This is a genomic window from Streptomyces sp. NPDC021115, from assembly GCF_044333065.1.
Classification (GTDB): Bacteria; Actinomycetota; Actinomycetes; order Streptomycetales; family Streptomycetaceae; genus Streptomyces.
In genome coordinates this window covers 926104-951899 of sequence record NZ_JBIRQF010000001.1, presented here as the reverse complement: position 1 = coordinate 951899, position 25796 = coordinate 926104, and the positions used below count along the sequence as shown (strand labels likewise).

General features: G+C 72.6%; 21 protein-coding genes and 1 tRNA gene. 10 read left to right on the top strand and 12 right to left on the bottom strand.

Annotated elements, in window-relative coordinates:
* Nucleotides 1-19 precede the first annotated feature (19 nt).
* From galT to ACH4TL_RS04380, 4 genes are all read left to right on the top strand, one after another.
* Complete coding sequence (gene galT, locus ACH4TL_RS04395) at nucleotides 20-1063, top strand: galactose-1-phosphate uridylyltransferase (RefSeq protein WP_398312341.1); 1044 nt, start codon at nucleotides 20-22, stop codon at nucleotides 1061-1063.
* Nucleotides 1060-2031 carry a UDP-glucose 4-epimerase GalE gene (galE, locus tag ACH4TL_RS04390; RefSeq protein ID WP_398312344.1) on the top strand — a complete coding sequence of 324 codons (972 nt, stop codon included), beginning with the start codon at nucleotides 1060-1062 and terminating at the stop codon, nucleotides 2029-2031. The genes galT and galE overlap by 4 nt, the downstream gene beginning before the upstream one ends.
* Before the next feature lie 67 nt (nucleotides 2032-2098).
* Nucleotides 2099-3277, top strand: coding sequence for a galactokinase (gene galK / locus ACH4TL_RS04385; RefSeq protein ID WP_398312347.1), 1179 nt, complete (start codon nucleotides 2099-2101; stop codon nucleotides 3275-3277).
* 363 nt (nucleotides 3278-3640) lie between these two features.
* A complete protein-coding gene (locus ACH4TL_RS04380; protein WP_398312350.1) occupies nucleotides 3641-4453 on the top strand; it encodes a LuxR C-terminal-related transcriptional regulator in 813 nt (270 codons plus the stop codon).
* Here ACH4TL_RS04380 and ACH4TL_RS04375 read toward each other — a convergent pair.
* Nucleotides 4412-4909: a MarR family winged helix-turn-helix transcriptional regulator gene (locus ACH4TL_RS04375; RefSeq protein ID WP_055548471.1), complete on the bottom strand. Its 498-nt coding sequence runs from the start codon at nucleotides 4907-4909 to the stop codon at nucleotides 4412-4414. The genes ACH4TL_RS04380 and ACH4TL_RS04375 overlap by 42 nt on opposite strands.
* 110 nt (nucleotides 4910-5019) lie before the next feature.
* Here ACH4TL_RS04375 and ACH4TL_RS04370 point away from each other — a divergent pair, with 110 nt between their 5' ends.
* On the top strand, nucleotides 5020-5841 hold the full coding sequence (locus ACH4TL_RS04370; RefSeq protein WP_398312354.1) for a trans-aconitate 2-methyltransferase: 822 nt from the start codon (nucleotides 5020-5022) through the stop codon (nucleotides 5839-5841).
* Between the two features lie 7 nt (nucleotides 5842-5848).
* Here the strand turns inward: ACH4TL_RS04370 and ACH4TL_RS04365 are convergent, their stop codons facing one another.
* Both ACH4TL_RS04365 and ACH4TL_RS04360 read right to left on the bottom strand, forming a co-directional pair.
* Nucleotides 5849-6556, bottom strand: coding sequence for a TetR family transcriptional regulator (locus ACH4TL_RS04365; RefSeq protein ID WP_398313680.1), 708 nt, complete (start codon nucleotides 6554-6556; stop codon nucleotides 5849-5851).
* Nucleotides 6553-7536 carry an acyl-CoA desaturase gene (locus tag ACH4TL_RS04360; protein ID WP_398312357.1) on the bottom strand — a complete coding sequence of 328 codons (984 nt, stop codon included), beginning with the start codon at nucleotides 7534-7536 and terminating at the stop codon, nucleotides 6553-6555. Before ACH4TL_RS04360 ends, ACH4TL_RS04365 begins: the two co-directional genes overlap by 4 nt.
* 246 nt (nucleotides 7537-7782) lie before the next feature.
* Here ACH4TL_RS04360 and ppc point away from each other — a divergent pair, with 246 nt between their 5' ends.
* Nucleotides 7783-10503 carry a phosphoenolpyruvate carboxylase gene (gene ppc, locus ACH4TL_RS04355; protein WP_398312360.1) on the top strand — a complete coding sequence of 907 codons (2721 nt, stop codon included), beginning with the start codon at nucleotides 7783-7785 and terminating at the stop codon, nucleotides 10501-10503.
* An 89-nt stretch (nucleotides 10504-10592) separates the two neighbouring features.
* On the opposite strand, the gene ACH4TL_RS04350 is transcribed toward ppc, so the two are convergent.
* The 6 genes from ACH4TL_RS04350 to ACH4TL_RS04325 all read right to left on the bottom strand — a co-directional run bounded on the left by ACH4TL_RS04350 (nucleotide 10593) and on the right by ACH4TL_RS04325 (nucleotide 15449).
* The gene (locus ACH4TL_RS04350; RefSeq protein WP_398312363.1) at nucleotides 10593-11111 is read right to left on the bottom strand and encodes a hypothetical protein; all 519 of its coding nucleotides are present in this window, start codon (nucleotides 11109-11111) and stop codon (nucleotides 10593-10595) included.
* 67 nt (nucleotides 11112-11178) lie between these two features.
* Entirely contained in the window at nucleotides 11179-11775 is a 597-nt protein-coding gene (gene pth, locus ACH4TL_RS04345; RefSeq protein WP_398312366.1) for an aminoacyl-tRNA hydrolase, read from the bottom strand.
* A 153-nt stretch (nucleotides 11776-11928) separates the two neighbouring features.
* Nucleotides 11929-12528, bottom strand: a complete 600-nt coding sequence (locus ACH4TL_RS04340) for a 50S ribosomal protein L25/general stress protein Ctc (RefSeq protein WP_398312369.1) — start codon at nucleotides 12526-12528, stop codon at nucleotides 11929-11931.
* A 218-nt stretch (nucleotides 12529-12746) separates the two neighbouring features.
* Entirely contained in the window at nucleotides 12747-13724 is a 978-nt protein-coding gene (locus ACH4TL_RS04335; protein WP_009715508.1) for a ribose-phosphate diphosphokinase, read from the bottom strand.
* A 74-nt stretch (nucleotides 13725-13798) separates the two neighbouring features.
* The gene (gene glmU, locus ACH4TL_RS04330) at nucleotides 13799-15265 is read right to left on the bottom strand and encodes a bifunctional UDP-N-acetylglucosamine diphosphorylase/glucosamine-1-phosphate N-acetyltransferase GlmU (protein WP_398312373.1); all 1467 of its coding nucleotides are present in this window, start codon (nucleotides 15263-15265) and stop codon (nucleotides 13799-13801) included.
* A gap of 112 nt (nucleotides 15266-15377) precedes the next feature.
* Nucleotides 15378-15449: transfer RNA gene (locus ACH4TL_RS04325), tRNA-Gln, on the bottom strand.
* Nucleotides 15450-15707: 258 nt separating this feature from the next.
* Between ACH4TL_RS04325 and ACH4TL_RS04320 the strand changes: the two genes are divergently transcribed.
* The gene (locus ACH4TL_RS04320; RefSeq protein WP_398312376.1) at nucleotides 15708-17141 is read left to right on the top strand and encodes a histidine kinase; all 1434 of its coding nucleotides are present in this window, start codon (nucleotides 15708-15710) and stop codon (nucleotides 17139-17141) included.
* A 99-nt stretch (nucleotides 17142-17240) separates the two neighbouring features.
* On the opposite strand, the gene ACH4TL_RS04315 is transcribed toward ACH4TL_RS04320, so the two are convergent.
* Nucleotides 17241-17744, bottom strand: a complete 504-nt coding sequence (locus ACH4TL_RS04315; RefSeq protein ID WP_398312379.1) for an SUKH-3 domain-containing protein — start codon at nucleotides 17742-17744, stop codon at nucleotides 17241-17243.
* Nucleotides 17741-18262, bottom strand: coding sequence for a YwqJ-related putative deaminase (locus ACH4TL_RS04310; protein ID WP_398312382.1), 522 nt, complete (start codon nucleotides 18260-18262; stop codon nucleotides 17741-17743). The genes ACH4TL_RS04315 and ACH4TL_RS04310 overlap by 4 nt, the downstream gene beginning before the upstream one ends.
* Nucleotides 18263-18458: 196 nt before the next feature.
* Between ACH4TL_RS04310 and ACH4TL_RS04305 the strand changes: the two genes are divergently transcribed.
* From ACH4TL_RS04305 to ACH4TL_RS04295, 3 genes are all read left to right on the top strand, one after another.
* Nucleotides 18459-19433 (top strand): SMI1/KNR4 family protein, encoded by a 975-nt coding sequence (locus ACH4TL_RS04305; protein ID WP_398312385.1) that lies wholly within the window; start codon nucleotides 18459-18461, stop codon nucleotides 19431-19433.
* A gap of 794 nt (nucleotides 19434-20227) precedes the next feature.
* On the top strand, nucleotides 20228-22819 hold the full coding sequence (locus ACH4TL_RS04300; RefSeq protein ID WP_398313682.1) for an SUKH-4 family immunity protein: 2592 nt from the start codon (nucleotides 20228-20230) through the stop codon (nucleotides 22817-22819).
* 210 nt (nucleotides 22820-23029) lie between these two features.
* A complete protein-coding gene (locus ACH4TL_RS04295) occupies nucleotides 23030-23965 on the top strand; it encodes a cellulose-binding protein (protein ID WP_398312388.1) in 936 nt (311 codons plus the stop codon).
* Nucleotides 23966-24015: 50 nt separating this feature from the next.
* Here the strand turns inward: ACH4TL_RS04295 and ACH4TL_RS04290 are convergent, their stop codons facing one another.
* Nucleotides 24016-25626, bottom strand: a complete 1611-nt coding sequence (locus ACH4TL_RS04290; protein WP_398313683.1) for an MFS transporter — start codon at nucleotides 25624-25626, stop codon at nucleotides 24016-24018.
* Between the last annotated feature and the right edge of the window lie 170 nt (nucleotides 25627-25796).

The following is a 25796-nucleotide window of genomic DNA, read 5'->3' as shown; positions in this document are numbered from 1 at the left end:
CTGACAGGAGCTGGCGGACGTGAAGAAGACGGCGACGCGGCTCGCGGACGGACGCGAGCTGATCTACTACGACGCACGCGACGACGCGGTGCGCGACGCCGTCGACCAGCGGCCGCTCGACCCGATATCGACCCGCTCCGAGGTCCGTCACGACCGGCTGCTCGGCGACGACGTGGCCGTCGCCTCCCACCGCCAGGGGCGCACGTACCACCCGCCGGCCGACGAATGCCCGCTGTGCCCCTCGCGCGACGGGCGGCTCAGCGAGATCCCCGCCTCCGACTACGACGTCGCCGTCTTCGAGAACCGCTTCCCCTCGCTGGCCGGTGACGCGGGCCGGTGCGAGGTGGTCTGCTTCACCTCCGACCACGACGCCTCCTTCGCCGACCTCACCGTCGAGCAGGCCGCCCTGGTGCTCGACGCGTGGACCGACCGGACCGCCGAGCTGGCCCAACTCCCCTCCGTGGAGCAGGTGTTCTGCTTCGAGAACCGCGGCAGGGAGATCGGCGTCACCCTCGGCCATCCGCACGGCCAGATCTACGGGTATCCCTTCCCGGCGCCGCGTACCCGGCTGATGCTCCGCTCCCTCGCCGAGCACCGTGAGCGCACGGGTCGGAATCTGTTCGATGATGTGGTCGCCGATGAGCGCGCCGACGGGCGGCGCATCGTGCTCGAAGGGGAGCACTGGACCGCCTTCGTCCCGTACGCCGCGCACTGGCCGTACGAGGTGCACCTCTACCCCGAGCGCCGGGTCCCGGACCTGACCGCGCTGGACGATGCCGCACGCACAGAGTTCCCACAGATGTATCTGGAACTCTTGAAGCGCTTCGACCGGATCTTCGGGGAAGGGGAGCCGCCCACGCCGTACATCGCCGCCTGGCACCAGGCGCCGTTCACGGCGGAGGACCGCGATGATTTCGCACTCCACCTCGAGCTTTTCACCATCCGCCGCACTTCCGGCAAGCTGAAGTTTCTCGCGGGTTCCGAATCCGGCATGAATGTGTTCATCAACGATGTGCCGCCGGAGGCCGCGGCCGAGCGACTGCGAGAGGTAGCGAGCAAGTGAGCAATGCGCAGCAGAAGAAGTACCTGGTCACGGGCGGTGCCGGTTATGTCGGCAGCGTGGTCGCCGCGCATCTGCTGGAGGCCGGACACCGGGTGACGGTCCTGGACGACCTGTCGACCGGGCACCGCGAGGGCGTTCCCGAGGGCGCGGAGTTCATCGAGGGCCGCATCCAGGACGCGGCCACCTGGCTCGACTCCTCGTACGACGGTGTGCTGCACTTCGCGGCGTCCTCGCAGGTCGGCGAGTCCGTCGTCAATCCGGAGAAGTACTGGGTCAACAACGTCGGCGGGACCACCGCGCTGCTCGCGGCGATGCGGGACGCCGGGGTCCGCACCCTCGTCTTCTCCTCCACCGCCGCCACCTACGGCGAACCGGACGAGGTCCCGATCACCGAGGACGCCCCGACCGCGCCGACCAATCCGTACGGCGCCACCAAGCTCGCCGTCGACCACATGATCAGCGGCGAGTGCGCCGCGCACGGACTGGCCGCGGTCTCCCTGCGGTACTTCAACGTCGCGGGCGCCTATGGCACGTACGGCGAGCGGCACGAGCCCGAGTCGCACCTGATCCCGCTGGTGCTCCAGGTCGCCCAGGGCCGCCGCGAGGCGATCTCCGTCTTCGGCGACGACTACCCGACCCCCGACGGCACCTGCGTCCGCGACTACATCCACGTCGCCGACCTGGCCGACGCCCACCTCCTGGCCCTCGGCGCGTCCACCAGGGGTGAGCACCTGATCTGCAACCTCGGCAACGGCAACGGCTTCTCCGTCCGCGAGGTCATCGAGACCGTCCGCCAGGTCACCGGCCACCCGATCCCCGAGGTCGTCGCCGACCGCCGGGGCGGCGACCCGGCCGTGCTGGTCGCCTCGGCCGAGCGCGCCAGGACCCGCCTCGGCTGGAAGCCGAGCCGCGCGGACCTGAAGGGCATCGTCGCGGACGCATGGGAGTTCGCGCAGCGCACCGACTAGGGCGGCGCGACGACGTCCGCGGCCGCCCGGCCGCGGACGACGGGAACAAAGGGACAAGGGGCAGCGAGTGAGCGACGTATCGGCGGGGTTCCGGGAGGTCTACGGGGCCGATCCGGAGGGCGTGTGGGCGGCGCCGGGCAGGGTCAACCTGATCGGTGAGCACACCGACTACAACGACGGCTTCGTGATGCCGCTCGCCCTGCCCCACACCTGCCTCGCGGCCGCCTCGCCGCGCACCGACGGGGTGCTGCGCGTCCACTCGGGGGACGCCCCCGGCGGGGTCGTCGAACTGCGCGTCGAGGAGCTGACCCCGGTCTCCGCGGGCGGCGACCGCGGCGGCTGGGCCGCCTACCCGGCGGGCGTGGTGTGGGCGCTGCGCGAGGAGGGGCTGCTCTCCGGCGCCGCGGCCGGCGGGGCGGACCTGCACTTCAAGTCCACGGTGCCCACCGGCGCCGGGCTGTCCTCGTCCGCCGCGCTGGAGGTGGTGACGGCCACCGCGCTCAGCGATCTTTACGGGCTCGGGCTAGCCCCGCAGCGCGTCGCCCAGCTGTGCCAGCGCGCGGAGAACCAGTTCGTCGGCGTCCCCTGCGGGATCATGGACCAGATGGCCTCCGCGTGCTGCACCGAGGGCCATGCGCTCTTCCTCGACGCCCGCGACCTCACCCAGCGGCAGGTGCCGTTCGACCTCGCTGCGGAGGGGCTGCGGCTGCTGGTCGTGGACACCCGGGTGAAGCACGAGCTGGGCGACGGCGCGTACGCCAACCGGCGCGCCGCGTGCGAGTCGGGCGCGCGGGCGCTCGGCGTCCCCGCGCTGCGGGACGTGCGCTTCGAGACCCTGGACGCGACGCTCACCACCCTCGCCGACCTCGGCGTGGACGAGACCGTGCGCCGCCGGGTGCGCCATGTGGTGACCGAGGACCGGCGGGTGCAGGAGGTCATCGAGCTGCTGGACGCGGGCGACACCCGCGCCATCGGCCCGGTGCTGACCGCCGGGCACGCCTCGTGCCGCGACGACTTCGAGATCTCCTGCGCCGAGCTGGACCTCGTGGTGGAGACGGCGAACCAGGCGGGCGCGCTCGGCGCGCGGATGACCGGCGGCGGCTTCGGCGGCTCGGCGATCGTGCTGGTCGAGGAGGCGGACGCGGACGCGGTGGCCAAGGCGGTCACCGAGTCCTTCGCCGCCGCCGGGCACCGGGCCCCGCGGATCTTCCCGGCGGTGCCGAGCGCGGGAGCGCGGCGGCGGTAGCTCCGGGCGGCCCCCGGAAGGTCCCGCGGAGGGTCTTCGCCGCCTTCGGCCGTTGAGCGATCAATTTCCGCCGTTCTTGGTCTCCTTACTCCCCAAGACCGAACACAAAGACCACCGTAAACAGGCGAGGCCGGGCAGTTTCGCTCATTCGCTTCGGATGTCGGACCCCGGCCTTACGCTGAGGACAGCGTCGGTGGGGGCCGACGTGCATCAGGGGGCGAGAACAGTCAGGTACGACGCCCGGGGTGGGGTAGCGATCTCGGCACGGCGGCGGCCGTGCGGTTGCGGTGACCCTTTTCCGGGCGCCGTACCCGTACTGCGTCTCGGGGTATCCGGGGTGTATCCGGCGACGTGGGGGGTTCCGTGGCACGTATTCGGGTTCTGGTGGTCGACGACCATCGCATTTTCGCCGAGTCTCTGGCCGCCGCCCTCGCGGCGGAACAGGACGTGGACGTGGCGGCGGCCGGAAGCGGCCCGGCGGCGCTGCGCTGTCTGGAGCGCGGAGTGGCCGAGGGGCGCCGCTTCGACGTTCTGCTGATAGACGCCGACTTGGGCTCCATGAACGGGGAGCCGCTCCATGTGCCGCAGCCCGCGCCGGTCGAGGCGGCCCACGGCGGAGCCTTGGGCGCGGGCCCGCCGCGCGCCGTCAACGGGCGGGCGCAGGACGGCATAGCGCTGGTCGGCGGCGTGCGCACGGCCCAGCCCGGGGTGCGCACCGTGGTGCTGGCCGAGCGCGACGATCCGCGCCGGGCCGCGGCGGCGCTCCAGGCCGGGGCGTCGGGCTGGGTGGCCAAGGACTGTTCGCTGGTGCGGCTGCTCGCCGTGATCCGAGGGGTGCTGCGCGACGAGACGCATCTGCCGCCCGCCCTGCTCACCGGCGTGCTGCGGGAGCTGACGGCGGCCCGTAAGCACCGCACCGAGAGCGAGCGGCTGGTCGAGTCGCTGACGCCGCGTGAGCGGGAAGTGCTGCGTTGCATGGTGGCCGGGCTCGGCCGCAAGGCCGTGGCCGAGCGGCTGTTCCTCTCCCCGCACACGGTCCGCACCCATATGCAGAACGTGCTGGGCAAACTGGGCGTGCATTCCACGCTGGCCGCCGTGGCGCTGGCCCGGCGGGCGGGCGTCGGCCCGGTCGACCTAGCCGGGGAAATTGTCGAACGGGGCGGTCAGCTGGCGTAGCAGCGCCGCCAGTTCGGCCCGCTGAGCCTGGGACAGCTCGGCGAGGATCGCCCGTTCGTGGTCCAGTAGTCCGGCCAGCGCCTGGTCGGCGCGGTCGCGTCCCTCCGCGGTGAGCCGGACCAGCACCCCGCGCCGGTCACTGGGGTCGGGCAGCCGCTCGACCAGGCCCTTCTTCGCCAGCCGGTCGATGCGGTTGGTCATCGTGCCCGAGGTGACCAGCGTCTGTGTCAGCAGCTGCCCGGGGGAGAGCTGGTACGGGGTCCCGGCGCGCCGCAGCGAGGTCAGCACGTCGAACTCCCAGGACTCCAACTGATGCTCGCTGAAGGCGATCCGCCGCGCCCGGTCGAGATGGCGCGCGAGCCGGCTGACCCGGCTGAGCACCTCGAGCGGTTCCACATCGAGGTCGGGGCGCTCTCGGCGCCATGCCGCCACCAGCCGATCGACCTCGTCCTCCATGGCGATCAGTGTAATAGGTCTGTCGACATGAAGTCTCTTGACATCAAGAGACAGTCTGGAGGACGGTAAGCCTCGCTCGTGCCGACCGTACCCGCTCAAGGGACTTCACCATGCGTACGTCACCCAACTGGGACCCGGCCCAGTACCTCCGCCACTCCGGCCACCGCGCCCGCCCCTTCCGCGACCTGCTCGCCCAGGTTCCGGCGCTGCCCGTGGAACCCGGCCGCCCGCCCCGCATCGCCGACCTCGGCTGCGGCCCCGGCAATGTCACCGTCCTGCTCTTCGGCCGCTGGCCGGACGCCCACGTCACCGGCCTCGACAGCTCCGCCGACATGCTCACCGAGGCCGAGCCCCTGGCGGGCCCCACCACCGGCGGTGGGCGCCTGGACTTCCGCCTCGCCGACGGGCTCGGCTGGGAGCCCGGCGAGCCGTACGACCTGATCGTCTCCAACGCCGCGCTCCAGTGGATGCCCGGCCACGCCGACGCCTTCGCCACCTGGCTCGACGCGCTGCGCCCCGGCGGCACCCTCGCCTTCCAGCTCCCCGGCAACTTCGACGCCCCCAGTCACACCCTGCTGCGCGACCTGTGCGCCGCGCCGCAGTGGCGCGACCGCCTCGCCGACGCCCTGCGCAGCCCCGCCGCGGCCCTGGAACCCGTCGACTACCTCGACCGGCTCACCGCGCTGGGCTGCGAGGTCGACGCCTGGGAGACCACCTACCTCCAGGTCCTCAGCGGCCCCGACCCGGTCCTCGACTGGACCAAGGGCACCGCCCTGCGTCCCGTCCTCACCGCCCTCGCCGACGATCCGGCCGCCCGCGACCGCTTCCTCGCCGAGTACGGCGCGCTGCTCCGCGAGGCGTATCCCGCGGCCCCGTACGGCACGGCCTTCCCGTTCCGCCGCATCTTCGCCGTGGCGACGAAGAAGGCATAAAGCCTGCTCACGCCTTGCGGTGGCCTATCAGCCGCGGCTTCTGCTCCAGACCGTCCAGACCGTGCCAGGCCAGATTCACCAGATGCGCCGCCACCTCGGACTTCTTCGGCTTGCGCACGTCCAGCCACCACTGGCCGGTCAGCGCCACCATTCCCACCAGCGCCTGGGCGTACAGCGGGGCGAGCTTGGCGTCGAAGCCGCGGGCCTTGAACTCCAGGCCCAGGATGTCCTCCACCTGGGTGGCGATATCGCTGATCAGCGAGGCGAAGGTGCCCGTCGACTGGGCGACGGGGGAGTCACGGACCAGGATGCGGAAGCCGTCCGTGTACTCCTCGATGTAGTCCAGCAGGGCGAACGTGGCCTGCTCGCACAGCTCCCGGGGATGGCCCGCGGTCAGCGACGTGGTCACCATGTCCAGCATCCGCCGCATCTCACGGTCCACCACGACCGCGTACAGCCCTTCCTTGCCGCCGAAGTGCTCGTACACCACCGGCTTGGACACCCCGGCCTTCGCCGCGATCTCCTCCACCGAGGTGCCCTCGAAGCCGCGTTCGGCGAAGAGCGCCCGACCGATGTCCAGCAACTGCTCCCGGCGTTCCTTGCCGGTCATCCGCACCCGGCGGGGCCGCCGGGGTCCGGATCCGGAGGACCGGACGGCCCGGGCCGTCCGGTCCTTGCTGCCGCTGGTATTACTGTCGGATTCCACGCCCTCTATGATGCCGCTTCGGCAGGGGCCTCTTTACGCCGGGAGTCGATCCGGTTCTCGTTCGGCCAGCGGACGTCGTACGCCCAGCCCAACTGCTCGAACCAGCGGATGATCCGGGCGCTGGAGTCCAGCTGGCCCTTCATCACCCCGTGCCGGGCGCACGTCGGATCGGCGTGGTGCAGGTTGTGCCAGGACTCGCCGCACGAGAGCACCGCGAGCCACCACACGTTCCCGGACCGGTCGCGCGACTTGAACGGCCGCTTGCCCACCGCGTGGCAGATCGAGTTGATCGACCAGGTCACATGGTGGAGCAGCGCCACCCGCACGAGTGATCCCCAGAAGAACGCGGTCACGGCCCCCTGCCACGACCAGGTCACCAGGCCGCCGATCGCGGCGGGCAGCAGCAGCGAGACGACCGTCCACACCACGAACTGGCGGGAGATGTTCCGCACCGCGTCGTCCTTGACCAGGTCCGGCGCGTACTTCTGCTGTGAGGTCTGCTCTTCATCGAACATCCATGCGATATGTGCCCACCACAACCCCTTCATCAGGGCCGGGACGGTCTCCCCGTACCGCCACGGCGAATGCGGGTCGCCCTCCGCGTCGGAGAACTTGTGGTGCTTGCGGTGGTCGGCCACCCAGCGCACCAGCGGCCCCTCGACCGCCAGCGAGCCCGCGATCGCCAGCGCGATCCGCAGCGGCCGCTTCGCCTTGAACGAGCCATGGGTGAAGTAGCGGTGGTAGCCGATGGTGATGCCGTGGCAGCCGATGTAGTACATGGCCACCATCAGCGCCAGGTCCAGCCAGCTCACCCCCCAGCCCCAGGCCAGGGGGATCGCCGCGATCAGCGCGACGAACGGGACGGTGATGAACAGCAGCAGGGTGATCTGTTCGATGGAACGCTTGCTGTCCCCGCCCAGCGTGGCGGAGGGAAGCGGGGTCTCCTGGGCCTTCGGCGCGTCGTGGGCCACGTCGGGGCTTGCAGTCATGGGATCCCTCGTGGGGCTCGGGGGCTGGGCTACGGATCCGTAACCTACGGCGACGTAAGTATGGCAGGGCCGCGAACCGGGGCAAGAGGGCTCTGGTTTCCCCCGAGGGAACGCCGCCTATCCTGGGGGCGTCGGACAGCGCGGTCCGCACATGGCCGAAAGCACCGGGGTGCGGGGCCTGCGGCCCGGCCGCGCGGCGCTTCATCCCGGCGAGGAACCCCCCGTTCACTGCAAGGAGCCGCACCTGTGAGCAGTGCCGACCACACCAACGCCGCCCTGCGTGCCGATATCCGCCGTCTGGGCGACCTCCTCGGCGAGACCCTGGTCCGACAGGAGGGCCCCGACCTCCTCGACCTCGTCGAGCGTGTCCGCGCCCTCACCCGCAGTGACGGCGAGGCCGCCGCCGAACTCCTCGGCACCACCGATCTGGCGACCGCGGCCAAGCTGGTGCGCGCCTTCTCCACCTACTTCCACCTGGCCAACGTCACCGAGCAGGTGCACCGGGGCCGCGAGCTGAGTGCCCGGCGCGCCGCCGAGGGCGGCATCCTCACCCGCACCGTCGACCAGCTCAAGGACGCCGACCCGGCCCATCTGCGGCAGACCGTGGAGCACCTGGGCGTCCGCCCGGTCTTCACCGCCCACCCCACCGAGGCCGCCCGCCGCACCGTCCTCAACAAGCTGCGCCGCATCGCCGAGCTGCTGGACGCCGTCGGCGCCGGCGGCGAGAGCCGCCGCACCGACCTGCGGCTCGCCGAGAACATCGACCTGCTGTGGCAGACCGACGAGCTGCGGGTCGCCCGCCCCGAGCCCGCCGACGAGGCCCGTAACGCCATCTACTACCTGGACGAGCTGCACGCCCACGCCGTCGGCGACGTCCTGGAAGACCTCACCTCCGAGCTGGATCGGGTCGGCATCGAGCTGCCCGCCACCACCCGCCCGCTCACCTTCGGCACCTGGATCGGCGGCGACCGCGACGGCAACCCCAATGTCACCCCGCAGGTGACCTGGGAGGTGCTGATCCTCCAGCACGAGCACGGCATCACCGACGCGCTGGAGATCATCGACGATCTGCGCGCCGCCCTGTCCAGCTCCATCCGCAACTCCGACGCCTCCGAGGAGCTGCTCTCCTCCCTCCAGCGCGATCTGGAGCTGCTGCCCGAGATCAGCCCGCGCTACAAGCGGCTCAACGCCGAGGAGCCCTACCGGCTCAAGGCCACTTGCATGCGGCAGAAGCTGGTCAACACCCGCGAGCGCCTGGCCAAGGACGCCCCGCACGTCCCCGGCCGCGACTACCTCGGCACCGCCGAGATGCTGGCCGACCTCAAGCTGATCCAGGACTCGCTGCGCGCCCACCGCGGCGCCCTGATCGCCGACGGCCGCCTCGAACGCGCCATCCGCACCCTCGCCGCCTTCGGCATCCAGCTCGCCACCATGGACGTCCGCGAGCACGCCGACGCCCACCACCACGCCCTCGGCCAGCTCTTCGACCGCCTCGGCGAGGAGTCCTGGCGGTACGCGGACATGCCCCGCGACTACCGGCGCAAGCTGCTCGCCAAGGAGCTGCGCTCGCGCCGCCCGCTCGCGCCGTCCCCGGCGCCGCTGGACGCCGCCGGGGCCAAGACCCTCGGCGTCTTCCAGACCATCCGGGAGTCCTTCGAGCGGTTCGGGCCCGAGATCGTCGAGTCGTACATCATCTCCATGTGCGCGGGCTCGGACGACGTCTTCGCCGCCGCCGTCCTCGCCCGCGAGGCCGGTCTCATCGACCTCCACGCGGGCTGGGCCAAGATCGGCATCGTGCCGCTGCTGGAGACCACCGACGAGCTGAAGATCGCCGACCAGCTCCTCGACGAGATGCTGTCCGACCCCTCCTACCGGCGCCTGGTCTCGCTGCGCGGGGACGTCCAGGAGGTCATGCTCGGCTACTCCGACTCCTCCAAGTTCGGCGGCATCACCACCTCCCAGTGGGAGATCCACCGCGCCCAGCGGCTGCTGCGCGACGTCGCCCACCGGCACGGCGTAAGGCTGCGCCTCTTCCACGGCCGCGGCGGCACCGTCGGCCGCGGCGGCGGCCCCACCCACGACGCGATCCTCGCCCAGCCGTGGGGCACCCTCGAAGGCGAGATCAAGGTCACCGAGCAGGGCGAGGTCATCTCCGACAAGTACCTGGTCCCCTCGCTCGCCCGGGAGAACCTGGAGCTGACGGTGGCCGCCACCCTCCAGGCGTCGGCCCTGCACACCGCCCCGCGCCAGTCGGACGAGGCGCTGGCCCGCTGGGACTCGACGATGGAGACGGTCTCCGAGGCCGCCCACAGCGCGTACCGCGTCCTGGTGGACGACCCCGATCTGCCCGCCTACTTCTTCGCCTCGACCCCCGTCGACCAGCTCGCCGAACTCCACCTCGGCTCGCGTCCGTCCCGCCGCCCCGACTCCGGCGCTGGCCTCGACGGACTGCGCGCCATCCCGTGGGTCTTCGGCTGGACCCAGTCCCGGCAGATCGTGCCCGGCTGGTTCGGCGTCGGCTCCGGCCTCAAGGCGGCCCGCGAGGCCGGGCTCGACGGGGCGCTGGACGAGATGCACCAGCACTGGCACTTCTTCCGCAACTTCCTGTCCAACGTCGAGATGACCCTCGCCAAGACGGACCTGCGGATCGCCCGGCACTACGTCGACACCCTGGTGCCGGACGAGCTGAAGCACGTCTTCGACGTCATCCAGGCCGAGCACGAGCTGACCGTCCGCGAGGTCCTGCGCATCACAGGGGAGACCGAACTCCTCGACTCCAACCCGGTGCTGAAGCAGACCTTCCACGTCCGGGACGCCTACCTCGACCCGATCTCCTACCTCCAGGTGAGCCTGCTCCACCGGCAGCGCACCGCGCGCGAGCGCGGCGAGGAGGCCGACCCGGTGCTGTCCCGGGCCCTGCTCCTCACCGTCAACGGTGTGGCGGCCGGCCTGCGCAACACCGGCTGACCAGTCCGGCGACGGCGATACGGCGGCGGCCCGCTCCTCGGGGGAGCGGGCCGCCGCCGTAAGTCTTCGTACGTCCTTCGTGCGTACGCCTAGAACGTCAGCGTGGCGAAGGACGCCCCCAGCAGCGCCGCGCCCGCGAGTCCCAGGCCCCAGGCCGTACGGCGCATCCGGAGCCCGCCCGCCACGACCAGGGACGCCAGCAGCAGCGAGCCGCCGAACGGGACCCAGGCGTGCAGGATGCCCGCCACGCCCGTACGGACCACCTCGTCCTTGCCCGGCTTGACGGCCACCAGCAGCCGCTCACCCCTGCCGTCCGTGACCGCCGCGTCGACCCGCGCCTTCGGCCGTGCCTCGCCGCCCCCGGAGCCGGGGGTGAAGCGGCCGGTGCACCAGTCGTCGTCGCATCGGGAGACCGTGAGCGTGCCGCGCTCCAGTCCCTTGGTGAGCATCGAGGGCTTCGCGTCGCCCCAGGAGGACCACACCCCGGCCACCAGGATCAGCAGCGCGATGAGCGTCATCGCCACGTTCTTCGCGAGCAACAGCAGCCCGTACATGCTCTCGCCCGCTCGCCGTGTACGGCTGCGCTTGGTGATGCCGGTGGATGCCATGGCGGTAGATCCTTGCCACCGGCGGGCCCCGGGTCAACCTCCGGCCGAACAACAGCGCGAGAATCGTTCAGGAGTTGTACGTGCCCTGCGCGCGCTCCAGACCGTCCACGATGAGCGTCTCGACGGCGTCGGCCGCGCGGTCCACGAAGTAGTCCAACTCCCTGCGCTCAGCGGCGGAAAAGTCCTTCAGCACGAACGCCGCGACATCCATCCGGCCGGGCGGACGGCCGATGCCGAAGCGGATGCGGAAGTAGTCGGCGCCACTCGATTTCGTGATCGACTTCAGCCCGTTGTGGCCATTGTCACCGCCACCGAGCTTCAGCCTGAGCGCGCCGTAGTCGATGTCCAATTCATCGTGAATAGCGATGACATGACCGACCGGTACCTTGTAGAAGTCGCGCAGCGCGGTCGTCGGCCCGCCCGACAGGTTCATGAACGACATCGGCTTGGCGACGATCACCCGGCGGCTGCCAGGGCCGGGCGGACCGATCCGCCCCTCCACCACCTGCGCACGGGACTTGTGCGCCTTGAAGCGCCCGCCCATCCGTTCGGCCAGCAGCTCGGCCACCATGAAGCCGACATTGTGGCGGTTGGCCGCGTACTCCGGTCCCGGGTTGCCCAGGCCCACCACGAGCCACGGGCTGCTCGCGTCTGCGTCGCTCATCGTCTCGTTCTCCTGAGTGAGGCTCTTCTGTGCCCAGTGGTCTCTTATACGCGACCGCGCGGCCGCTCCCTACCGCGACCGCCCCCATACGCGACCGCCGCCCCGCTGCTGCCAGCGGGGCGGCGGTCGCCGAGCGATGCGGAACGAGGCGGATCAGGCCTCGGCGCCCTCACCCTCGCCCTCGGCGGCCTCCGGCTCCGGGGCCTCGGCCTGCGCGGCGACGACGTGCAGCACCGGCGCGTCGTCCTCGACGGCCAGGGTGGTGCCCTTCGGCAGGGTGATGTCCTTGGCGTAGATGGTGTCGCCCGCGTCCAGACCCTCGATGGAGACGGTGACGCCCTCGGGGATGTGGGTGGCCTCGGCCTCGACCGGCAGCGCGTTGAGGACGTGCTCCAGCAGGTTGGCGCCCGGGGCCAGGTCGCCCTCGGTGTGGATCGGCACCTCGACGGTGACCTTCTCGCCCTTGCTCACCAGGAGCAGGTCGACGTGCTCCAGGATGCCGATCTTGATGGGGTGACGCTGCACGGCCTTGGGAATGACCAGCTCGCTCTTGCCGCCCTCGATCTCCAGGCGCAGCAGGACGTTCGGGGTCTTGAGCGCCATCAGCAGGTCGTACGCCGGAAGCGTGACGTGCATCGGGTCGGCGCCGTGGCCGTAGACGACACCGGGCACGCGGTCGGCGAGACGGGTGCGGCGGGCCGCGCCCTTGCCGAACTCGGTGCGGGGCTTGGCGGGAATCTTGACCTCGGCCATGGGGGCACTCCTCGTAGATCGTGTACAGATGGCCGTCACCCGGCCCACGACAGACCTGCTACGAAGAGCGCGTCGATAACGGACGAGCTGTGTGAACCACAGCCTCCCTCGCCGAGCAACCCCACGAGTCTACCAACGGTCGCCCCATGGCTGAGGCCACCCCTTGGGGGAGTGGCCTCAGCTGGGTCGGTCCACGGCGTCGGCCGTGGTTAAGCCCATCAGGCGTGCTCCTCGAAGAGGCTGGTCACGGAGCCGTCCTCGAAGACCTCCTGCACGGCGCGGGCGACGGTCGGCGCCATCGACAGCACGGTCACCTTGTCCAGCTCGACCTCACCCGGCGTCGGCAGGGTGTTGGTGAACACGAACTCGCTGACCTTGGAGTTCTTCAGCCGGTCCGCGGCCGGACCCGACAGCACGCCGTGCGTCGCCGTCACGATCACGTCCTCCGCGCCGTTGGCGAACAGGGCGTCCGCGGCGGCGCAGATCGTGCCACCGGTGTCGATCATGTCGTCGACCAGCACACAGACCCGGCCCCGGACGTCACCGACGACCTCGTGGACGGTGACCTGGTTCGCCACGTCCGGGTCGCGCCGCTTGTGCACGATCGCCAGCGGCGCGCCCAGCCGGTCGCACCAGCGGTCGGCGACCCGCACCCGGCCCGCGTCCGGCGAGACGACCGTCAGCTTCGACCGGTCGACCTTGGCGCCCACGTAGTCCGCGAGGATCGGCAGCGCGAAGAGGTGGTCCACCGGGCCGTCGAAGAAGCCCTGGATCTGGTCGGTGTGCAGATCGACCGTGAGGATGCGGTCGGCGCCCGCGGTCTTGAGCATGTCGGCGATCAGACGCGCCGAAATGGGCTCGCGGCCGCGGTGCTTCTTGTCCTGCCGGGCATAGCCGTAGAACGGCACGATCACCGTGATCGAACGCGCGGAGGCCCGCTTCAGCGCATCGATCATGATGAGCTGTTCCATGATCCACTTATTGATCGGAGCCGTGTGGCTCTGGATCAGGAAGCAGTCGGCGCCACGCGCGGACTCCTGGAAGCGGACGTAGATCTCTCCGTTGGCGAAGTCGAATGCCTTGGTCGGGACCAGGCTGACGCCCAGCTCGTGGGCGACCTCCTCGGCCAGCACGGGGTGGGCGCGGCCGGAGAAGAGCATCAATTTCTTCTCGCCGGTCGTCTTGATCCCGGTCACGTCACGTCTCCTTGGATGTCACTTTGGTGCGCGCTTTTACGGTACGCCCCCGGTTGGGCGCACCGGTTCGCAGGTCACTGCCCGCCCTCGTCCTCCTGGTGCGCGGCCGCGGCGGCCTCCGCCGCCTGCGCCGCCGCGCTTCCGGGGCGCTTGCGGGCGACCCAGCCCTCGATGTTCCGCTGCTGTCCGCGTGCGACGGCGAGCGATCCCGGGGGCACATCCTTGGTGATGACCGATCCGGCGGCGGTGTACGCGCCGTCCCCCACTGTGACAGGGGCCACGAACATGTTGTCCGAGCCGGTCTTGCAGTGGTTGCCGATGGTCGAACGGTGCTTTTTCTCACCGTCGTAGTTCACGAAGACGCTGGCGGCGCCGATGTTGCTGAAGTCACCGATCGTGGCGTCGCCCACATAGGACAGGTGCGGCACCTTGGTGCCCTCGCCGATCTGGGCGTTCTTCATCTCCACGTACGTACCGGCCTTGGAGTTGGGGCCGAGCCGGGTACCGGGGCGCAGGTACGCGTACGGCCCGGCGGACGCCCCCGCGCCGATCACCGAGTCGAACGCCACCGTGAAGCTCGCCACCGCGCCCTCGCCGACGGTGGTGTCGGTGAGCCGCGAGTTCGGGCCGACCTCGGCGCCGGTGGCCAGGTGGGTGGTGCCCAGCAGCTGGGTGCCGGGGTGGATCACGCTGTCCTGCTCGACGGTGACCGTCACATCGAGCCAGGTGGTGGCCGGGTCCATCACGGTGACCCCGCTGAGCATGGCGCGCTCCAGCAGACGGTCGTTGAGCAGCCGGCGGGCCTCGGACAGCTGCACCCGGTTGTTGATGCCGACGATCTCGCGGTGGTCGGCGGCGACCGACGCGCCGACCCGGTGCCCGGCCTCGCGCAGGATGCCGAGCACATCGGTGAGGTATTCCTCACCCTGGCTGTTGTCGGTCCGCACCTTGCCGAGCGCGTCGGTGAGCAGCTGGGCGTCGAAGGCGAACACCCCGGAGTTGATCTCGCGGATCGCGCGCTGGGCGTCGGTGGCGTCCTTGTGCTCGACGATGGCGGTGACGGCGCCGGACGCCTCGTCCCGCACGATCCGGCCGTAGCCGGTGGCGTCGGGTACCTCGGCGGACAGCACGGTCACCGCGTTTCCGTCGGCGGCGTGCGCCCCGGCGAGCTGCTCGAGGGTCTCCCCGGTCAGCAGCGGGGTGTCCCCGCAGACGACGATCACGGTGCCGTCGAGGGCCACGCCGCTGGCGGACAGCTCGTCGAGGCCCATCCGGACCGCGTGCCCGGTGCCGTTCTGCTCGTGCTGGACGGCGGTGCGGGCGTCGGCGTCGATCTCGGCCAGATGCGCGGAGACCTGCTCCCGTGCGTGGCCGACCACGACCACCAGATGCTCGGGCGAGAGCTCGCGGGAGGCGGCGACGACGTGCCCGACGAGGGACCGGCCGCAGAGGGAGTGCAGAACCTTGGGGGTCGCCGACTTCATGCGAGTGCCCTCACCCGCTGCGAGGACGACGACGGCTGCCGGGCGGTTGGCGCTCACGGGTGTGCCCTTCGGCTTCGGGTAGGGGGTGGACACCCGCAGGATACCGAGAGGTTTCCCCCCGGAAACGACCGCGGGCCCCGACCGCGAAGGACGGGGCCCGTGAATGAGGCTCCCCCGCCAGGACTCGAACCCGGACTAATGGCACCAAAAGCCACTGTGCTGCCAATTACACCACAGGGGATAGCAAACAGGTCCAAGCCGGACACCCGCTCGGGCGGTCGACTTGGCCCCCCACCACTATGCCGTACCGCCGGGCTCCGATGCGACGGTATGGGGCAGTGCCGCCTGTCGTTGCGTGCCGCCAGAGGGGCACGGACGTCGAAAACATGCTCGATTCAACTGTTCGAGATAAAACCGTTGATATGCCGACTGTTCGAGTGAGACATGTGCGGCCGTGTCCCCCGGAAAAGGGCTGGCGCGCGGCCGTAGTCTGGTCGCTATGACTGCGACGGGGGCATCTGAGGACACGAGTGCGCGCGGTGGGCCCGGCCCGCCCGGCGGACCGTTGTGGTGGCCGCGGCGGCGGAGCATGGTGCTGGACGTCGCGCTGGGCGTCGCGTCGGCGGCCGAATGCGCCGCGGAGGGCGTCGGATTCGCGCACGACGCCCGGATGCCGGTCGCCCTCGGGGTCCTGATCGGGCTGATCGTCGGCTCCACCCTGGTCCTGCGGCGGCGCTGGGCGATCGCCGTGGTGCTCATATCGATCGCCGTCACCCCCGCCGAGATGGGGCTGCTGCTCGGCTTCGTCGGGCTCTACACCCTCGCCGCGTCCGAGGTGCCGCGCCGGATCTCCGCGGTGCTGGCCGGAATGGCCGGGTCCGGGACCTTCCTCGTCACGATGATCCGCTTCCGGCAGGACAACCTCCAGGACGACTGGGGTTCGGCCCTATGGGAGGCCGCGCTCTTCTCCGTGACGATCACCCTCGCGCTCACCGCGCCCCCCGTGCTGCTCGGCCTCTACGTCCGGGCCCGGCGGCGGCTCGTGGAGAGCCTGCGGGAGCGGGCGGACGGCCTGGAGCGCGAGCTGTCGCTGCTCGCGGAGCGGGCCGAGGAACGGGCCGAATGGGCGCGCAACGAGGAGCGCACCCGCATCGCCCGCGAGATGCACGACGTGGTCGCCCACCGGGTCAGCCTGATGGTGGTGCACGCGGCGGCCCTCCAGGCGGTCGCGCTCAAGGACCCGGACAAGGCGTCCAAGAACGCGGCGCTGGTCGGCGACATGGGACGGCAGGCGCTGACCGAACTGCGGCAGATGCTCGGCGTCCTGCGGTCCGACGCCCCGGCCGAGCAGAAGCCGGTGCCGCTGGCCTCGGTGGCCGTCGCTGCCTCGGCCGCCGCCGAGGCGGCGACGGCGTCGGCCGCGGAATCCGCCGCGGCCCCGGACGCGGGCGTCGACGCACGCGGGCCGCGGCTGGCGGAGCTGGAGGCGCTGGTCGGGCAGTCACGGGCGGCGGGGATGGCCGTGGAGCTGTCGGTGGAGGGCGAGGAGCGGCGGTACGCGGCGCGGGTGGAGCAGACCGCGTACCGGGTGGTGCAGGAGGCGCTGACCAACGTCCACAAGCACGCCCCGGGTGCCAGCACCCGCATCCGCCTGGCGCACCGCGGCGCGGAGATCGCCGTGCTGGTGGAGAACGGCCCCTCGGCGCGGGGCGCCGCGGACGCCGGGCTGCCGAGCGGGGGCAACGGGCTGGTGGGCATGAAGGAGCGGGTCTCGACCCTGGGCGGCGGCTTCATCTCGGGCCCGACGGACGCGGGCGGCTTCCGCGTCTCGGCAGTCATCCCCGACCGAACCCCCGCAGGGGCGCGGGGAACCGCGCGATCAGCCACGACGGCGCCGCAGACGGCGGACGGCGGGGTGACCAACGGCGCGTGACCGCAGGGGCGCGGGGAACTGAGAGACCAGCCACGACGGCGCCGCAGTCGGCCAACAACGCAAGGCCCAACGGCGCTCACCCCACGCCCCGCACAGCGCTCACGCCCGGGCAAGCCGCAACGGCAGCGCCCCCGTGATCAGCGTCGCCAGCGCAGCGTCGAGCGTGGCGCCCAGGTACCAGTCCCCGGTGTGGTCGAGGCTGTAGATCCGCCCCTCCGCGTCGATGGTCAGCAGCCCCTGCCCGTCAGCCTCCTCGCCCAGCGGGCAGACCTCGGTCTCCAGCGCGCGACCCAGGTCGCCGAGCGTACGGGCCAGGTGCAGCCCGTGCAGCGGATCGATGCGGAACGGAGTGGGGGCGATCTGGCGCCCGCTGCCGGGCGGCTCCACGTGCAGCCCGCCGAACTCCGCCCACGCCTCGACGGCGGCCGGGAAGACGGTGTGCCGGTGTCCGGCGGGGGAGGTGTGGGCGGACAGGGCGTCCGCCCAAAGCTCGGCGCGTTCCATGTCCCAGCGGCCCGGCTGCCAGCCCGCCTCCCGGAGGGCGGCGTCGACGGCGACGGGGAAGCGGGTGGTGTCGGTGCGGTCGAAGTGAGGGTGGGTCACGCTTCCTCACCCACCACCCGCACGCCGAAGTGGGCCAGCAGCGCCGTGCAGGAGAGGCAGGGCGGGGCATAGGAACCGTGCTGCGGGTCACCCGCCTCGCGGATGCGGCGTGCGGTCAGCTTCGACTGCTTGAGGGAGCGGCGGGCCTCACCGTGCGTGAGGGGCTTGCGGGCCGCGCGCTTGGAGCGGCCCGCCTCGACGGCGGTCAGATGGCGGGAGAGCAGGACCGCTTCGGGGCAGCGTCCGGTGAAACGTTCGCGCTGTCCGCTGGTGAGGGCGTCGAGGAAGTCCTGCACCAGGGGGTGGAGGGTGGGCGCCTGGTCGGCTTTGCCTCCGGTGCAGGTCAGGGTCTCGCCGCGGACGGAGAGCGCGGCGGCGACGGCGGGCAGGAGCGTGTCGCGGCGGTGGTGCAGCGGAGGCGGACCGGCGTCGGGGTCGACGCTGCTCCATCTGAGCCGGGGGTCGCTGGCCGCGGCGGCGGCTCCGTCGCCGCCCCCGTTGCTCTGCGTGATGTGCATGTGGTGGGTCCCTCCCTTTGCGATCCACCGCAATCCCCCGGTTGCGAAAGATCAGCCTGCCAAATGCGACGGCAAACAAGGTAGTCCGGGTGCGTCGGCCCAGGTGGACGGGCGGGGCGGTGGCCGACCGGTTCCGCTGGTGGCCCCACCGCATAGGCTGTGCCCCATACGCCAGCATCAGCAGGGGGCAACCGCCATGACGACAGGTCGGCTCGGGCACGCCGCGCCACCGAACACGGCCTACGCCGGGCAGGTCGTGCACTTCCCGGATCCGGTTCGGGCCGCCCGCCACCCCATGGGCGTCCGGGTGGACGAGAACGGCTTTCCGGACTTTTCGCCGTACGCCCGCGTGGCCGCCGAAATCGCCGACCCCCCGGAGGGGTTCGGCGTCGACGAGCTGCGGCTGACCGACTTCGTCTCGGCGAACGCCGCGCTGCACGCCTCGGGCCACGAGCTGTGGAGCGACGTGTCGGCGGTGGCCACCCCGCACGGCTGGACGTGGCACCACGTCCCCGGCAGCCGCCGGATGGAGCTGATCCCGGTCGAGGTCAAGGCGCTGCTGCGGCACCACGGCGGGCTCGCGACGGCCCGGGTGGAGCACGACAAGCGGGGCACCCGTCCGTTGCAGGACACCCGGCCGATCCACTTCCGGCTGCCGGTGCGGGGGCTCTCCGTCACCGAGGAGCAGGTGCTGGGCGTGGAGGAGGACCTCGGCTACCGGCTGCCGGAGTCCTACCGCGCGTTCCTCAAGGCGGCGGGCGGCTGCGCGCCGGTGGGCGCCGCGCTCGACCCTGAGCTGGGGCTGCTGGTCGACCAGCCGTTCTTCACGGTGCGCGACGAGGCGGCCGTCAACGACCTCGTCTATGTCAACAAGTGTCTGCGCGACCACTTCACCAAGGACTATCTGGGCGTGGGCTTCGTCCAGGGCGGGGTGATCGCGGTGAAGGTGAAGGGGGACGCGATCGGCTCGGTGTGGTTCTGCGCGTACGACGACGCGCGGGACCGCGACGGCTGGACGGTCCACGAGCGGGTGGAGCGGCTGTTGCTGCCGTGCGGCGACGACTTCGACGCCTTCCTGCTGCGGCTCGCGGGCAATCCGCCGGAGCTGGAGACCGTAGCGAACCTGATGGTGGACGGCGGGTTCGCGTACGCCGTACCCGTGGAGGGGTGAGCGCGATGGTGACCTTCGCACAGGCGCAGGAGCGCGCCGAACTCTGGATCAACGGTGAGGTACCCGCGTACCAGCAGCGCGAGGTGCGGGTGCGGGAGTTCGACCTGGGCTTCGTGGCCTGGGCCGAGGACCGCCCGGACGGCCCGGTCTCGGGCGCGCCCACGGACGGCACCCGGCTGGTGATCGCGCGGGACAGCGGCGAGACGACGCTGTGGCCCGGGCTGCCGGTGGGTGAGGTGATCCGCCGGTACGAGGAGGAGTACGGCGCGAACGAGGACCGCTCCCAGGAGACCACCTCCGGGCGGCAGCAGCGCGTCGACCTCAACGTGACGTCCTTCCTGCTGACTCCGCCGGAGTGGTTGCAGGAGGCGGCGGACGCGATGAGCGGTGGCGGGGACGGAGCGGACGTCCCCGCCCCACGGTCCGCCGCGGAGAGCACCCCCGCGGCGGACGACGACCGCCCGTCGGGCGCCGTGCCGTCGCCGCGCGGCGAGGCGGCTGCCTCCGGTCCGGCTTCCGGTGGGGGTGCGGTGCCCGCGCCGGAGCCGGTGGACGACTGGCCGTCGAGTGGCGTGCCGTCGCCGCGGAGCGATGCGCCCGCGTCTGCCTCCGGTTCGGCTTCCGGTTCGGCCGGTGAGGGGTGGCGTAAGGATTCGTCCGCGTCGTCGTCCGGTGGGAGTGAGCCGCGGGATGCGGTGCCCGCACCGGAGCCGGTGGACGACTGGCCGTCGAGTGGCGTGCCGTCACCGCGAAGTGACGCGCCGGGGTCCCCGTCGACACCCGCGTCCGCACCGGTGGACGACTGGCCGTCGAGCGGTGTGCCGTCGCCACGAAGCGACACGCCCGCATCCGGTTCGGCTTCCGGTTCGGGCGATGAGGGCTGGCGTCAGGCTCCGCCTCCGCCGCCCGCCGGGCCCGCGTCGGGGGGCGGTTGGCCGTCCGACGGCCTGGCGCCGCCGCGGCGGAACAGCGAGGACGACTGGCCCTCGGACGGTGTGGCACGGCCGCTCGCCGACGGGGCCGCGCCACCTCCGCCGTCGCCCGGGAGCGCTGGACCGTGGGCCCCGCCCCCGCCCGGCCCGGCGCCCGCTTCCGGTGAGACGCCGAAGCCTCAGTCCACGCCCGGCGGCGGTACGCCGTGGGCCGACACCAACTCCGCCAGCGACGACGGCGACCGCTCGGTCGCCCCGCCCGCCACGGTGTTCGCCCCGCCGCTCGCGGGCTCGGACGACGAGGACACCCCGCCCCCGGGCGTGCGTGCGGACGCCAAGACCGAGCTGATGTCGGCGGGCAGCGCGCTGCCGCCCACCGCCGTCTCTCCGCCGTTCGACTTCCCCAAGGCCGCGGGCGGTTCCGACGCGTCCTCGGGCGCGTCCTCCGGCTCGGGGGACATCGCGGACGCCGCCACTCACAAGGCGGGCTCGTCGGGCGGTCCGTCGACCCCGCCGCCGCCCGGTCCGTCGACCCCGCCGCCGCCCGGTGCGCCGGGCACGCCCGGCGCCCGGCCGAGCCCGTATGCCCCGGGCGCTCCGGCCGGGGGGTACCTGCCGACACAACTGGTCTCGCAACTCGACGCCGACAGCACGGGCGGCGGCGCCCCGGGCGCTCCCGGTGCTCCCAGTGCCCCCGGTGCGCAGGGCGGTCCGCAGACCCCGCCGCCGCCTCCTTCCGCCCCCGGCACTCCCGCCGGTGGGGTGCACGCGGCGGCGACGATGCTGGCCGGTGGCCCGGGCGCGCCCGCTGCGCCGGGTGCTCCCAGCGCTCCCGGCGCACCCGCTGCGCCCGGCCAGACACCGCCCGGTGGGCAGACCCCGCCGCCTCCTTCCGCCCCCGGCGCTCCCGGTGGTGGCGTGCACGCGGCCGCGACGATGCTGGCGGGCCCGGGTGGCCAGGCTCCGCCGCCCGGCCCCGGCGCCTCCGGCTTTCCGCCGCCGCCCGGCCCGCCCGGTACTCCGGGACAGCCCGGCCCGCCCGGACCGCCTGGAGCACCCGGGCAGCCCGGACAGGCTGGGCCATCCGGCCCGCACCCGCCCGGCCCTCCCGGGGTCCCCGGTGCGGGTGGTCCGCACACGCCACCGCCCCCGCCGAGCCCCTACCCGGGCGCACCCGGTGCCCCCGGCGCCCCGGGCGCTCCCGGTGGTGGGGTGCACGCGGCCGCGACGATGCTGGCCGGTCCGGGTGGTCCGGGTGGCCAGACCCCGCCGCCCGGCCCCGGTGCGCCCGGCGCCCCGGGCGCACCCGGCGTCCCCAACATGCCTCCGCCCTCCGGCCCGCCCGTGCCCGGCATAACGCCGCCGCACGGTGTCGCGCCGCCCGGGACGCCGCCCGGTACGCCGCCGCCCGGCATGCCGCCCGCCCCGGGCGCCCCGGGGGGCGGGTACGCGTACCCACCGCCGCCCACCGGGCTGCCCACGGTCGGCCCCGGCTACATGGCCGTCCTCCGCTACCGCGCGCAGGACGGCTCCGAGCAGCAGCTGATCCGCCGCTCCGCGCCGGGCACGCCGCATCCGGAGTGGCAGATCCTGCACGAGCTGCGCGCGATGAACGTGCCGCCGCAGCAGGTGCTGGAGCTGCACACCGAGCTGGAGTCGTGCGATCTGCCGGGCGGTTACTGCGCGCGGATGATCCGCGAGTCGTGGCCGCAGGTGCGGATCAGCCACACCGCGCCGTACGGACGCGACCACGCGACCCGGCAGCAGGGTGTGCGCCACCTCATCGAGCACCAGGGCGAGCTGCACCAGGTCGCGGACGGCCCGGCGCGCCCGGCGCCCAACCGGGTGCCGCTGCCGCACCCCAGCCAGGTGCAGCCGATTCCGCCGGTGCCGCCGGAGGGCCTCGCCCAGGAGCTGGGCCAGGCGTTCGGGCCGCAGGGCCTCGTCCGGTTCGACCAGCGCGCGGTGTCGCGGCAGGGCGTACCGGACGTGGTGGCGCAGACGCTGGTGTGGGCGGGGCTGCCCGCGGACTTCGGCCCGTTCTTCTGGGCCCAGGCGCAGGCGGGCCGCCCGGTGCCGACGCTCGCCGAGCTGGCGGCGGAGCGCGGCGTACAGCCCGCGGCCGACGCGGGGTCGTACCTGGTGATGGGCAACGACTTCGGCCGTCAGCTGTGCGTCCAGTACGGCACCGCGCACATCGTGGCGGTGCCGCTGGAGGCGGTGCCGCAGCCGGTGCCGCCGCAGTTCGTCAACACCGGTCTGCCGGAGTTCGTGCGCTGCATGGGGCTGCTGGGCCGTATGTGGCGGCTGCGGTACGGACTGACGCCGGACCAGGCGGGCCGCTGGACGGTCGACTTCCAGGCGCAGCTCGCGGCGCTGGACCCGGCCGCGCTGTCCGCGCCGGACAACTGGTGGGCGGTGCTGCTGGAGCAGATGTGGGACGGTCTGCTCTGACTTTCGTCCCGTAGGACCGCCGGAGCGCGCTGAGCGCGTGCCCCATCGAGGCGCCCGACCCCCGTGACGGGGGCGGGCGCCTTGTCGTTGTGGTACCCGGGCGGGCCCCGGCCGGGGAGATGGGCGGAGTGTCGCGTTATGGGCGATAAGACCCCATCCATCAAGATGTGCGCCGGAGCGCGTTGCCTACCGGACTAAGGGGTTCCAAGGATGGGCGCATCGGTGTCACGTCATGGCTTCACCATCGGCGGACGGGGCCGTGGCTACCGTCCCGCGCAGGTCGACCGCTATGTGGCGGAGCTGTCCGAGGCGCGTGACGCGGCGTGGGAACGCGCCGCACGCCTCACCGTTCTCGCCAACGAGCTGGCCGCCGACGCCGAACGGCTGCGCGAGGCGATCGCCCAGCTGGCCCCCCAGACGTACGAATCGCTGGGCGACCGCGCGCAGCTGATCCTGATGGCGGCCGAGGAGGAGGTGGGCTGTCTGCGGGCCGCGGCCGAGGCGGCGGCGCAGGAGGAGTGGGAAGCCGCGCAGATCGCCGCCCGGGCCGTCAGGGACACCGCCCGGGACGAGGCCGAGCGGGTGCGGGAGGCCGCCGAGGCGTCGGCGCGCAGCACCCTGGAGGCGGCTCAGGTGCAGGTGGAGGACCTGCGCGCGGACTCGCGCCGGGACGTCAAGGAGTGGCGCGGCGAGGCGCTGGCGGCGCTGAAGGAGATGCGCGGACGCGTCGCGGCGATCCTCGCCGAGCAGGAGCGGGAGCACGCGGACCGCTGGGAGGCGGCCGGTCATGAGCTGGTCGACCGCGATGCGGCGATGACGGTGCGGCTGGTCCAGCTGGAGGAGCACGCCCAGGCCAGGCTGGCGGAGGCCAAGCGGGAGTACACGATGGCGGAGCAGGCCGCGCGGCTGCGGCAGGAGGACGCGCAGGCGCAGGCGGCGGAGATCATCGCGCAGGCCAGGGCCCGGGAGGAGCGGCTGGCCCGGGAGACGGAGCGGACGCTGCGCGACCATGTGGAGCGGCGCGAGGAGCTGAAGGCGCATCTGGAGCACGTACGCGGCAGCCTGGCGGCCCTGACGGGCAAGCCGGTCACCGAGGACGCCCCCTCCGGTCCGCATCCGCAACCGCGCCCGCACCCCGAGAACTGAGCCCGGGACCTGGGTTCGGGAGTCGAAACCCGAGACCTGAGCCCGGGACCTCAGGTCTCCCGCGCGGGGTTCGCCGTCAGCGGGTCGGCGGCGGATTCCGCTTCCGCTTCCGTTCCGCTTCCCGTCTCCGTACGGACCGGGAAGCGGCGCGGGGCGAGGAACGTCAGGACCAGCAGGGCGAGGACCGCCGCGGCGGCTGCGCCCAGGTAGACGTGGTCGACCGCGGTGTCCACCGCGCGCCGCAGATAGTCGGCGCCCCGGGCGCTGAGCGCGCCGGAGTGGTCGAGGGCGTCGGATACCGAGTCGAGGTCGCCGGGCAGGCCGTCGCGGATGTCGGGCGGGGCGGCGGCGAGCCGGGCGGCGAGGGTCGCGTTGGCGACGGCGCCGAACAGGGCCGCGCCGATGGACTGGCCGACCTGGCGGCAGAAGAGGATCGAGGCGGTGGCGGTGCCGCGTTCGGCCCAGCCGACGGAGGACTGCACGCCGACGATCAGCGGAAGCTGGAAGAGCCCGAGCGCGGCGCCGAGCATCAGCATGATCAGCGCGGGCAGCCAGGCGGCGCCGGGGTAGGGGAGCAGCGGGAAGGCGGCCAGGATGAGCGCGGCGGCGCCGATGCCGATCATGGCGCAGCGCCGGAACCCGACCCGGTTGTAGACGCGGCTGCTGAGGGCGGCCGAGATGGGCCAGCTCAGCGTCATCACGGACAGTACGAACCCGGCGGGTATCGGCCCGAGGCCCAGCACCGACTGGGCGTAGGTGGGCAGGAAGACGGTCGGGGCGATCATGAGGAGCCCCAGCGCGCCGAGTGCGAGGTTGACCGCCGAGATGGTGCGCCGCCGCCACACCCAGCCCGGGATGATGGGTTCGGCGGCGCGCCGCTCGATCCACACGGTCAGCGCCGCGCATCCGGCGCTGGCCGCGAGCAGCGCGAGGGAGGGCGCGGAGAGCCAGCTCCAGGCGACTCCGCCCTGGACGAGCGCGGTCAGCAGCAGTCCGCCGCAGCCGAAGATGGCGAGGGCGCCCGCCCAGTCGATGCGGGCCCTGGCCGACCGCTGCCGGGCCGGTTCGTGCAGATGGCGCACGATGAGGGTGAGCGCGAGCACCCCGATCGGCAGGTTGATGAGGAAGATCCAGCGCCAGTCGGCGTATCCGGCGAGGACCCCGCCGAGCGCGGGGCCCGTCACCGCGGACAGGGCCCACACGGAGGACAGCCGGGCCTGGATCTTGGGGCGTTCCTTCAGCGGATAGAGGTCGGCGGCGACCACCTGGATGGTGCCCTGGAGCGCCCCGCCGCCCAGCCCCTGGATCACGCGGAAGGCGATGAGGGAGGCCATGTTCCAGGCCCCGGCGCACAGCAGCGAGCCGGTGACGAAGACGATGGTGCCCGCGACCAGGATCGGCTTGCGGCCGAAGGTGTCGGAGAGCTTGCCGTAGACCGGCAGGGTGACGGTGACGGCGAGCAGATAGCCGGAGAACAGCCAGGAGAAGACGGAGAAGCCGCCGAGATCGCCGACGATCTGCGGCACCGCGGTCGAGATGATGGTGGTGTCGAGGGCGGTCAGCGCCATGCTCAGCATCAGCGCGGCGACGACGGGGCGGCGGCCGCGGGGCGTGGCGGTGGCCGCCGTATGGGGAGGGGAGCTTTCGGGGAGGGGGGACATCGGGTCCGCGTCAGGTCCTTCTGCGGTGCCGCCCACCGTGGCGCACTCCCTCCGCCGGTCAGCGCCGGCTGGTGTCTCCAGTTCTTGTACGACCCACCATTCCATGCGGGATCGGGGCAGGGGAAGAACGCATCAGGGCTGTTGAGGCGCCGGACTCGCGCCTTCCGCTC

Excerpts from the sequence above, each read along its gene's own strand:
- ACH4TL_RS04360 (WP_398312357.1), bottom strand. The coding sequence starts at position 7,536 with ATGACTGCAAGCCCCGACGTGGCCCACGACGCGCCGAAGGCCCAGGAG.
- ACH4TL_RS04370 (WP_398312354.1), top strand. The coding sequence starts at position 5,020 with ATGCGTACGTCACCCAACTGGGACCCGGCCCAGTACCTCCGCCACTCC.
- ACH4TL_RS04295 (WP_398312388.1), top strand. The coding sequence starts at position 23,030 with ATGGGCGCATCGGTGTCACGTCATGGCTTCACCATCGGCGGACGGGGC.
- ACH4TL_RS04340 (WP_398312369.1), bottom strand. The coding sequence starts at position 12,528 with ATGGCCGAGGTCAAGATTCCCGCCAAGCCCCGCACCGAGTTCGGCAAG.
- ACH4TL_RS04350 (WP_398312363.1), bottom strand. The coding sequence starts at position 11,111 with ATGGCATCCACCGGCATCACCAAGCGCAGCCGTACACGGCGAGCGGGC.
- ACH4TL_RS04290 (WP_398313683.1), bottom strand. The coding sequence starts at position 25,626 with ATGTCCCCCCTCCCCGAAAGCTCCCCTCCCCATACGGCGGCCACCGCC.
- ACH4TL_RS04375 (WP_055548471.1), bottom strand. The coding sequence starts at position 4,909 with ATGGAGGACGAGGTCGATCGGCTGGTGGCGGCATGGCGCCGAGAGCGC.
- ACH4TL_RS04305 (WP_398312385.1), top strand. The coding sequence starts at position 18,459 with ATGACGACAGGTCGGCTCGGGCACGCCGCGCCACCGAACACGGCCTAC.
- ACH4TL_RS04320 (WP_398312376.1), top strand. The coding sequence starts at position 15,708 with ATGACTGCGACGGGGGCATCTGAGGACACGAGTGCGCGCGGTGGGCCC.
- ACH4TL_RS04310 (WP_398312382.1), bottom strand. The coding sequence starts at position 18,262 with ATGCACATCACGCAGAGCAACGGGGGCGGCGACGGAGCCGCCGCCGCG.
- pth (WP_398312366.1), bottom strand. The coding sequence starts at position 11,775 with ATGAGCGACGCAGACGCGAGCAGCCCGTGGCTCGTGGTGGGCCTGGGC.